Here is a 2,909-nt window from a genome sequence, read left to right as displayed (position 1 = left end):
AGCCGGGGTCGAACCCGCTGTCGGCGAGAACTCCGGTCCGGGTGCATACGACGTCGAGGTTGTGATTGCCGTCGACCCCGACCTCGGTGGCCCCGGGGAAGGTTCGCCGAACGCGATGGGCGATCCGCTCACTCAGGAGCGCGACGAGCCGCTCGGCGTCGAGTGCGGCGACGGCCGACGTGCGGGCGTAGTCGGCGTTCGCCAGATCGATCTTGCGATCGAGAAAGTCCAGGTCTGTTTGGGTTGGGGTGGGCTTCGGGGCGGCCACGATCGCGTCCTTTCGGGGAGTGGTGTGGGGGAAGGCCCGGCTGACTCGCCAGTCGGCCAGGCGGGGGGGCGCTCAGGCGGCTCGGTGCGCCATAAGGTCGGCGATGCGCTTCGCGAGCTCGACCGCCTGCCCGCGCGGAACCCGTAGGGTGAACGAGACGTCCGGACCGACCTCGACGTCCCCGTACAGGTTGGGCAGGCGCACGGTTCCGGGCTTCCAGTCGATCGTCCGCCCGCCAAGGATCCCGGCGATTTCGTCGACGATGCGTGTCGTCTCGGAGTCCCACTCGTCGGCCGCCCGCTTGGTCTCGCGAGCTTGGGCGAGCGCGGCCCGGTACTCCGGTATCAGCCGCCGCTGGATCTCTCGGGCGATGGCCGTCGGCGGTCGGGACGCACCGACGCCGATGACGTGCTCCAGGCGATAGCCGCTGTCCTTCTTCCACGGCCAGTACTCGCTGAAGTCACCCTTCACACCGGTCAGGAGGATGCGGTCTTTGTTGCGCCAGTCGGGTGAGACATGGACGCCCTCGCCATTGATTCCGGACCGTAGACGTAGATAGGCGTCCCGGCCATCACCCTGGACTCCGTCATCGACTCTCCAGTCGCCCTCCAGCTCCCGGGCAATCTCCTGAGCCAAGTCCATGAGCATCGTGTTTGCCTCCTCGCGGCCCCTCCTTGCGGGGTCTCGTCAAATATAACAACGCAGCGTTGTGATTATTCGGGAAGTTGGTGTGATCTGCATCACAACGCAGCGTTGCAGTATCAGGGCATGATGGGTGCATGCCCGAGGACGAAGATCCCCTGATGACGGTGACGGAGGTGGCGAAGTACACCGGCATCAAGCCTGTGACGTGGCGTGCCTACGTCTCGCGCGGGACGGTGCCGCCGCCTGACGACCCGGACCTGGACCGCCCTGCGGAACGCCGGATGCCGCGGTGGCGGCGCTCGACCGTCGATGGCTGGACGTCGACGCGCCGACCACCGGGGCGACCTCGGACGGATCCGGCGGGCTCGCCCTCCTGAGGGTGGGCTCTGGCGGGGCGGTAGGCGGCCCGAGGAGCTGTTTCCCGTTTCCACACGCCCATCGGGCGGTCAGATGAGGCCGTCTAGATCATCGCCGGACAGTCGGTCCCCGCGGTACAGGACGTCGGCAACGCGACGCACTGCGGGCCACGTGACGTCAAGTGCGGCGTCGGCAACGGCACACAGGTCGTCCCAGTCGAATCCGGTACCGATCGCCTCGCCGTAGGTGATGGCCGCCGGGGAGAACTGCTCCGCGGCGAGGCGATCGGTTACCGTTGTCAGCTCGTTTGCCCACCTCCGGGTTGGGGTGGCCAGCCCCTCCTCGCGGAGCCAGCGGTCAGTGGCCCGCTGGCCGCCCGCGATGGCGGCACCATAGTTGCCCCATGGACCGGGGTACGGGCCGAGGTTGCACTCTCCACCCAGGGGGAGGCCGGTGTCCGTGTGGTGGCTTTCGCCGACGCCGACGCTCTCGACGGGGATGCTGGCGTCGCGGGCGATGACGGCATGTCCAGCCTCGTGGATTGCGGCGCGACGCCGATGATCATTGGCGTCGAGATCGAAGATTTCGTCGATCGACTTGCCGTCGATCTCCTCCATCGGTGGCGGCGAGGCCTTGGTGAAGATGGGGTGGCCGCCGACCCATATGCGATGCCAGCTGTGCCTGGCTCGGCTCATCGGGCGAGGCCCTTCGGGTCGACGCCGAGGTGCTCCAGGCCCTGGAGCCGAACGTTGCGCTCGCCCAGCAATTGGAGCAACTTGAAAACCTGGAGGCCGTTGGGCCCGTCAAGAGTGCTGGTCGCCTCAGAGCTGGCCACGCGAGCCTCGATGCGGCCGAGGCTCGCGTGGAGGTCGGTCACGATTACCCCGATCCGGTCCTCGTCCCCGGCGAGCTGCGATCCGATCTCGAAGGCGGCCGGGTTTCCCTCGGTGGCCGTGAGGAGCTTCCTGCGGTCGATCATGGTGATCCTTCCGGAAGGTGATGGTGGTGGGTGGTGAGTCTCTGGCCGCGAGAGATCGGAGGTTCCCGTGGCCAGAAGATCAGTCCCCGTGCGGGGGGCGTGGACCATGCCGCCGGGGGTGGACCATGCGGGCAAGGCGAGGAGCGGTCCGCACTGGTAGGTGCGAGATGCCTTCTCGGCGCTATCCATCTCACGCAGGGGGCGCGGAACGGCGAAGGCGCTATTCGTTGTCGAGGCTGATTGTCACAGTGGTCGGCGTTCCTCCGACGATCACGAACATGTGCTCTTCCATCGCTTCCTCGTAGCCTGGGCCCTCGTCGTCACCCTGATAGGGCAGCTCCCGGGGGGCCCGGACAACGGTGAAGTCCTCGCAGACGATCCCGGGCTGCGGCGCACGGCGCACCGCCGCAGCGGCCATGGTCAGCACGTCCCATAGGCGGCCCGACTCGTCCTGGACTGCACTGGTCTCCTGGGTGTCTTGGTCGTTCCAGGCGACGGCTGATTCCCAGGCGGTGCGGGTGATGACGACGGGCAGTCGGAACCCCGCTTCGCGGGCAACGGCCTGGTCGACGGTGACAGGGCCGAGACCGGTAACACTCATGATTGGTTCCTTGTTGAGTGTGTCGAGCCCTCGGGCCTGACACGGACAGGTAGGGGGGG

Annotated in this window: 6 protein-coding genes; 1 reads left to right on the top strand and 5 read right to left on the bottom strand. The window is 67.4% G+C overall.

Features of this window, described 5'->3' with window-relative positions; genetic code table 11:
- Together AC08OV_RS24325 and AC08OV_RS24320 are read right to left on the bottom strand one after the other, a co-directional pair.
- On the bottom strand, nt 1-268 hold a 268-nt coding region (locus tag AC08OV_RS24325), incomplete at its 3' end, for a hypothetical protein (protein WP_476620405.1).
- 72 nt (nt 269-340) lie between these two features.
- Nucleotides 341-916 (bottom strand): hypothetical protein, encoded by a 576-nt coding sequence (locus AC08OV_RS24320; protein WP_476616235.1) that lies wholly within the window; start codon nt 914-916, stop codon nt 341-343.
- A gap of 131 nt (nt 917-1,047) precedes the next feature.
- Here AC08OV_RS24320 and AC08OV_RS24315 point away from each other — a divergent pair, with 131 nt between their 5' ends.
- Complete coding sequence (locus AC08OV_RS24315; RefSeq protein ID WP_476616234.1) at nt 1,048-1,290, top strand: helix-turn-helix transcriptional regulator; 243 nt, start codon at nt 1,048-1,050, stop codon at nt 1,288-1,290.
- A gap of 69 nt (nt 1,291-1,359) precedes the next feature.
- On the opposite strand, the gene AC08OV_RS24310 is transcribed toward AC08OV_RS24315, so the two are convergent.
- From AC08OV_RS24310 to AC08OV_RS24300, 3 genes are all read right to left on the bottom strand, one after another.
- The gene (locus tag AC08OV_RS24310) at nt 1,360-1,965 is read right to left on the bottom strand and encodes a hypothetical protein (RefSeq protein WP_476616233.1); all 606 of its coding nucleotides are present in this window, start codon (nt 1,963-1,965) and stop codon (nt 1,360-1,362) included.
- The gene (locus AC08OV_RS24305; RefSeq protein ID WP_476616232.1) at nt 1,962-2,249 is read right to left on the bottom strand and encodes a hypothetical protein; all 288 of its coding nucleotides are present in this window, start codon (nt 2,247-2,249) and stop codon (nt 1,962-1,964) included. The genes AC08OV_RS24310 and AC08OV_RS24305 overlap by 4 nt, the downstream gene beginning before the upstream one ends.
- Nucleotides 2,250-2,469: 220 nt before the next feature.
- Complete coding sequence (locus tag AC08OV_RS24300; protein WP_476620404.1) at nt 2,470-2,850, bottom strand: hypothetical protein; 381 nt, start codon at nt 2,848-2,850, stop codon at nt 2,470-2,472.
- Between the last annotated feature and the right edge of the window lie 59 nt (nt 2,851-2,909).

Source organism: Frankia sp. CeTa3Moorea, assembly GCF_978021225.1.
The sequence above is the reverse complement of the archived record's forward strand: the minus strand, read 5'-3'. Positions and strand labels throughout refer to the sequence as shown.

Coding starts and splice junctions, on each gene's coding strand:
- AC08OV_RS24315 (WP_476616234.1), top strand. CDS start 1,048: ATGCCCGAGGACGAAGATCCCCTGATGACGGTGACGGAGGTGGCGAAG.
- AC08OV_RS24310 (WP_476616233.1), bottom strand. CDS start 1,965: ATGAGCCGAGCCAGGCACAGCTGGCATCGCATATGGGTCGGCGGCCAC.
- AC08OV_RS24305 (WP_476616232.1), bottom strand. CDS start 2,249: ATGATCGACCGCAGGAAGCTCCTCACGGCCACCGAGGGAAACCCGGCC.
- AC08OV_RS24320 (WP_476616235.1), bottom strand. CDS start 916: ATGCTCATGGACTTGGCTCAGGAGATTGCCCGGGAGCTGGAGGGCGAC.
- AC08OV_RS24300 (WP_476620404.1), bottom strand. CDS start 2,850: ATGAGTGTTACCGGTCTCGGCCCTGTCACCGTCGACCAGGCCGTTGCC.